This window comes from Legionella sp., from assembly GCF_047605385.1.
GTDB lineage: Bacteria > Pseudomonadota > Gammaproteobacteria > Legionellales > Legionellaceae > Legionella.
Genome location: NZ_JASGFU010000108.1, coordinates 1 through 5,379, shown reverse-complemented (window position 1 = coordinate 5,379; position 5,379 = coordinate 1). Strand labels below are relative to the sequence as shown.

The following is a 5,379-nucleotide window of genomic DNA, read 5'->3' as shown; positions in this document are numbered from 1 at the left end:
TTCCTTGTTGTAAAATAGGAACGAATTTTAGGGAATGAGGTAGTAATGAGTCTAATCGGTGATGAAAAAGCAGGGATAATTCAATGGCGCGTTGATACAGGGTCAAATCATTATGAAGATTGGCCTGGCTATTGTGAAAAACCGATGCCCCGTAATGACATGCTATTTGCTTGGAAGAATGCCACACCAGATGGCCTCACTATGAATTTCGTGGACATATATTCATGCATCTACCCTGCGCCATAAAAAAGATGATGAATACCCCCAACCTTCTATTAATAAGGATTAATTTATAATGTCTTTGGAAATGTTTCATTGGACTCTTGCGATTTATATAGCTGGATTGTTTATTAGTGTTCTCGGTTCTATTCAATTTCTACTTAACCGCGATGCGGTTAAAAAAAATATGGGTATGGATTTATTTCAAGCTTTTCCTGATTTGAGTGCTTACCATCTTATTTATTGGGTTATTATTCTAAAACCTATTTTTTGGCCTTATTTTTTTGTAACTCAAAAAAGCCCCATAGAGAGAATTTCCGAATTATTTTTTAAACATTATGGTGATGAGGGCCATACCTATTTTGGTGATCCTGGGATTAAGAATTTTTTTAGAGATGTAGTTAAGGGGAAAAATCGATATAAAAGCTACCAAAAGGGTCGTCTCATTTGGTTTGCTGATAAAGACGGCTCGGATTACCAAGAGTATAAGAAATACTTTAGTGGTAAATCAGAATATGTCGAGATTATTTATGCATATTACCAAGATCAATATCTTCTTGGGGTGATGTGGGGAAGTAAGGAGTGCTTGAGTGCTGATAAGCCAATTAGTCGATTTGAATTAGATCAATGTGAATCGATGAATGCTTCACAATTTAAACAACGATTGTTGCAAATTAATCACGTCAAGGCAGCTGAGCTTTTTAGTCAGTTCAAAGAAATGAAAGGCGTGTAAAAATACGCGATTACTTGCTTTATATTTGAGCATAAAAAGTGTGGCAGTCAAAACACAATCAAGAAATTTTTTCTGTATAACCTTATGTATTTATTGCATTTAAATTATTTTAGGTTGATATAAAGCAACATAAATCAAAGATTGATAAAGAACTATACTTTGCTACCATCCAGTATGATTTAGCCATAGTTCTGAGAATATAGTTAAGGATTCCTCATCAAGAACTGCTCGGGCTTGGATAAAATTGGGGGTTTGTGCTCTTTCTAATAGTTCTTGACCACATTCAGCGTCAAAAAAAAGAATACATTAGTCCTAAAAGCACTTGTTCACCGTGACTATACCCTCTAGTATGACTTTTTATGAATTCATAATTAGGTTCTAATTGCCATTTCTTTTGTGCTGCATCAAGCGAGGATGCCTTTATATTAAAGCATTCAGACCCAACTTTTTGTATCCTTTTTTCCAGGCTATTACAAATAGCTCCTCGCTCATTGAATTTACTCCAGTAACAGATTTTTTAAAAATTTATTTCAGTGTTTTTGTAACGTCTTGATTTTATCAAGTGATAATCCGGTAACTTTAGCAACAAAAGCAGGATCAGAACCTTCATCAAGCATGCGTTTGGCAATTTCTCTTTCTTTATTAAGTTCGCCCTCAATTCGGCCTTTTTCACGGCCTTCTTCTTTTAGCTGTTCTGCAAGACTCATAATTTTTTCTCCAACTTCGTGTGATATTTGGGTATCGATTAGCTTAAAAAAAGCATCTTTGTCACTTAATTCACCTCGCTCTAATAAGTATTGTAACACAATTGCAACAAAATCACGTCCACCTGCATTGTCAAGCTGGTGAAGAGTTTCCGCTATTTCTTTTAGCCATGGCATAATATCTCGGGCAAAGATATGTTTTAAAGCAAACTCCATTACGCCAGCCCAAGCATGTTGCTTTATTTTTTCGTCATCGATTTGTCCTAGATCAATGAGTTGAAAGGGCTTTAAAAAGTAACGGTCAATAAGCGCTTGAGGGGCGTCAATTAAATCACCAAGATTGGTAGAAAATGGGTATTTACGTTTCCCATGATAAATGACTAGAGGATATATCAGAGGAATTCTTTTATCATCATTCGTATTTAGTGTCTTTAAGTGGTGATCAATAATATTGCAAATGTATTTGAGTAGTCGAAATGGCATTAATTGATCGGGTGTGGATTGATGTTCTAAGAGCAAATAGAGGTATGCTTCATGCCCTTCAATTTCAGTTTTAAATAGCACATCCACTGCGGATTCTTTTCGGACATCATTAATGTATGAGCGAGGTTGGATTTCTAGTTTTTCAAGATCTACAGATTGATAGATATCTTTGGGAAGCCAAGACTGTAAGAAATCACGAGCAACACGCTTGTCTGCCATTGCGGTTCGGAAAAACTGATCATGAGCGTTAGTGATTTGTTTATTATTGTCATTTTTCATAAGTAGGTATTATCCCTTATTTATTGATGCGGTTTTAATGCGTTTATAAAAAATTATGGAATGTATTTTCTACAATTTTAATAAATTTTGGGGATGCTTGTATCTCTTTCAACCTGGATAATAGCTGTGACAACTCAAACCCTGAGCGTAATTTTGGTTTAATCCAAAGATCAATGAGTTCTTCTGAATTGAGAATATTGAAAGGACTTTCACTTTGTGCAATTACATCTATGGCACAGGCGCAAATCCATTTTGATGGTAATGCGTGGCCTTGTGCATACCCTTTAAAATGTCCCATTTTTATATTGGGGTTTTTCTTATATTCATTCGTAGCAATTCGTTTAAATTGATTATAAAACTCAGGGAGTTCAATAAATTTTTTGAATAGCAATAAGGTTGAGGAATTATGTTTATCTGAGTATTCTGCCAGATCTTTAAAATTAATATCACTTAAAACATTACTTGTGATCCCCGTTTTTTCATACAAATTTTTTTCTGTAACTTTAATTTTATTAATTATGGACTTAAGTAATGAGTCTACGGGTCTATAGTCAATTTTATGTTTTTGGCATTTTTTGTGTAATTCATAGATGGCTTGATAAAAATTTTCTGGCAGAAAGAGCCTGTAGCGCTCTAAGTCGGTTGCAGTAGTATCTTGATGCTCGTGAAAAAACTTAACCATTTGGTCGAACCATGAAATTTCAAATAGTTCGGCCTCTGAAAAAATCGCTTCTTCTGGCAATGGGGGATTAGACTGCCCATAACTGTATGAAATGTTTTCACCTTTGGTCTTTCGAGCGATTTGAATCAAATCCTCAGATCTCCTGTTTTTTCTTAATGTGATTTGCAATGTTTCTTTCATTTTATAGTGGCCTATCGCAATGTTCAGATGGATTTGCTACTTGAGGTATCAATAGCTTTTTTAGTTGTTCTTGTGATAACAATACATTGTCCTTTGTTCTTTATGTTGTGCTGCCATTTCGCCACAAATGGGGCATAGTTCGTTTGTCATATTATTTCCCCTTAAATGAGCGAATAAGTTCCCCATAGGCGTTTACCTGAAACTTTATATAAAGTTGAACGCCCTTAAAATTAGATTTACATACATCTTGCCAAGAGGTAAAGCTTGGCTCCATGGACTTATAAAAATCACTAATTATTAAACTTTGTATGGCTGATACTGTCATACGTATTTATGGTTTAATAGTTACGTTATTCGTTTAAGTACATTATAATATATGGGTTAATAATTTGCAACATAAAAACGCTACAAAAATTTGTTGCAAATTTATGATTATATGTTATTCTATAAATGTCTGAACTAAGACACACGTTTAAAACACAAATAAGGATTAATAATGAGCAGTGATAGAATCATTCATAAGCAACTCGTTTTAGAGAAAAATCGCTTAAAATTCCTCCCTAAGCATGTAAAAAGATACTTCATTCAGTTTGAAAATATCATTTATTACCTTGCAAAATCCATGTGCCATCAATACAACGGAGGGTATTGGAATTTCTACGAGTTAAGCAACGATGGATTTTTTCTTGCCCCTGCATTGCAACAGCAATTTGAGATTGATGTTGATGGAAGTGGCTTTAATGGGATTGTTAGCTCAGAGGCATTAGGGGTAATTCTCACTTTATTTTCGATTAACGGAATTTCTGGGCAAGGCGATGATTATTTAATAAATAAATATTATGCCTTGCGTGATTTTGCACTTCAGCACGAAGAGCAGGACTTGATTTTACTTGCAATTGATTAACTTACTGGCTCCCAATTTTGGGAGCATATCAAAGAATAATTGAACATAAGGATAACTAGAAATGGCTAAAAAAATAATTCGAAAGCTCGGCGCACCGCTTCAAAAAACTTTTGATACCTTGAAAAGAAAACGAACTCAACGACTAATGATGTCTTATGTTTTAAAAATTAACACCAAATAAAAGTACTGGTGTAGGCGATGAAATTATTAGAATATAAGGCATTATTAAAACAAGCGAATTAAAACAATATTTTGTAACAAAAATTTGTTGACGTATGCGCACATTATGTTATTATATAAATGTCTACTACAGACACACGTTTAAAACACAAAAGGATAAAATCATGACTTACGTAAAAAACATTGAAAATGAACTCATTCAACGTATTCCTCACGCAACAGATCTTCTAAATGATATTAGCCAATCCATAGCAGAGCGTGCCTTCTATAATACGTCGTTCTCACCTGATAAAAGAGCAGTAAATGTACGCATAGAATACGTAGAAGCTTTATTAGAGGACAAAAGTATAGTACTGAATGAAATTAGTAACGCCTCCAAAAGAGGGGCGGAGGTAAGGCAGGATTTTGATGTTATGGTTAACGAATGGTTTAAGTCACATCGTGAAAAATTATGTAACGGCTACAATTCATGGTTACATGCTCATGCCAAAGTTGCATCGAGCTTTGTTGTTGGACCCGCAAACTTTCCTGTTGCAAAAAATCAAAAACTTTCTAATTATGCGGATGCCAAATTTACCGCAATAACTGAATTTAGAAAAAAATCCATTAAAAATATTTTAAAGTTTGTTTTGCCTTATGGTGATGGTTCATCAATCCAAACTGACGATCCAAATGCAGGTGAGAAAATTGAAAATAAAATAGCAAGTTTAGAAAAACAACGAGATGAAATGAAGACGATCAACAAGCTGATTAGAAAGTACTTTAAAAATGGTAGCCCTGAGATTTCACTCGATAACTTAGCAGAATTTAAAAATATATTACGCACCGAATTTAAAATGAGTGAAAAGCAAATAGTTTATTTAATGGGGTTTCGGCCAGCAAATTACCATTTTAGCCGGTGGCATATTATGTGAATAATCAACCCTGCCGTTATTTCTTGATAAAAAATACCCCATTACACAGATTGCTCTTTTATTAAATTGATGATCAAATCAACCATAATTTCTTTTTGAGC

At 34.2% G+C, this 5,379-nt stretch carries 7 protein-coding genes; 4 read left to right on the top strand and 3 right to left on the bottom strand.

The genetic code is table 11. The features are described from left to right. Window positions 1-45 precede the first annotated feature (45 nt). Complete coding sequence (locus QM652_RS13935) at window positions 46-246, top strand: hypothetical protein (protein ID WP_415076819.1); 201 nt, start codon at window positions 46-48, stop codon at window positions 244-246. Window positions 247-295: 49 nt separating this feature from the next. Then, window positions 296-952 carry a hypothetical protein gene (locus QM652_RS13930; protein WP_415076817.1) on the top strand — a complete coding sequence of 219 codons (657 nt, stop codon included), beginning with the start codon at window positions 296-298 and terminating at the stop codon, window positions 950-952. A gap of 530 nt (window positions 953-1,482) precedes the next feature. Here the strand turns inward: QM652_RS13930 and QM652_RS13925 are convergent. From QM652_RS13925 to QM652_RS13915, 3 genes are all read right to left on the bottom strand, one after another. Further along, entirely contained in the window at window positions 1,483-2,418 is a 936-nt protein-coding gene (locus QM652_RS13925; protein WP_415076815.1) for an Rpn family recombination-promoting nuclease/putative transposase, read from the bottom strand. Between the two features lie 43 nt (window positions 2,419-2,461). Then, a complete protein-coding gene (locus tag QM652_RS13920) occupies window positions 2,462-3,280 on the bottom strand; it encodes a hypothetical protein (RefSeq protein WP_415076813.1) in 819 nt (272 codons plus the stop codon). 151 nt (window positions 3,281-3,431) lie between these two features. Further along, entirely contained in the window at window positions 3,432-3,605 is a 174-nt protein-coding gene (locus QM652_RS13915) for a type II toxin-antitoxin system MqsR family toxin (protein WP_415076811.1), read from the bottom strand. Between the two features lie 171 nt (window positions 3,606-3,776). Here QM652_RS13915 and QM652_RS13910 point away from each other — a divergent pair, with 171 nt between their 5' ends. After that, complete coding sequence (locus tag QM652_RS13910; protein WP_415076809.1) at window positions 3,777-4,184, top strand: antirestriction protein; 408 nt, start codon at window positions 3,777-3,779, stop codon at window positions 4,182-4,184. Between the two features lie 344 nt (window positions 4,185-4,528). Next, window positions 4,529-5,278 (top strand): hypothetical protein, encoded by a 750-nt coding sequence (locus QM652_RS13905; RefSeq protein ID WP_415076807.1) that lies wholly within the window; start codon window positions 4,529-4,531, stop codon window positions 5,276-5,278. Window positions 5,279-5,379: the final 101 nt, after the last annotated feature.